This window comes from Chryseobacterium sp. SIMBA_029 (assembly GCF_046535275.1).
Taxonomy (GTDB): Bacteria; Bacteroidota; Bacteroidia; order Flavobacteriales; family Weeksellaceae; genus Chryseobacterium.
In genome coordinates this window covers 1-236 of the sequence record NZ_JAWRXA010000841.1, presented here as the reverse complement: position 1 = coordinate 236, position 236 = coordinate 1, and the positions used below count along the sequence as shown (strand labels likewise).

The window sequence follows — 236 nt, the reverse complement described above, 5'->3', positions numbered from 1 at the left end:
CATTTAGATAAATTGGCGGCGTTGTTGGGATACCGCGACTCGAATAAATTGCGGCAGACATTGGAGAGCGTGAAATTAAACGGTAAGCCGGTTTTCTGGCTTCCGCCAGATCCGAATGACAGAAGAAAGAAGATGGTCATCGTTAATCCTAACGTTGTTTATGGAGGGCCTGCAAAAGAACTTGATGCGATTAAGGTTTTGTTTAAGTGAATCATTCGTAAGACATCCGATGAAGC

General features: G+C 43.6%; 1 protein-coding gene. It reads left to right on the top strand.

The window, feature by feature from the left end:
- The coding region (locus SB679_RS26240) for a hypothetical protein (protein WP_410705352.1) at positions 1-210 on the top strand (210 nt) is incomplete at its 5' end.
- Positions 211-236: the final 26 nt, after the last annotated feature.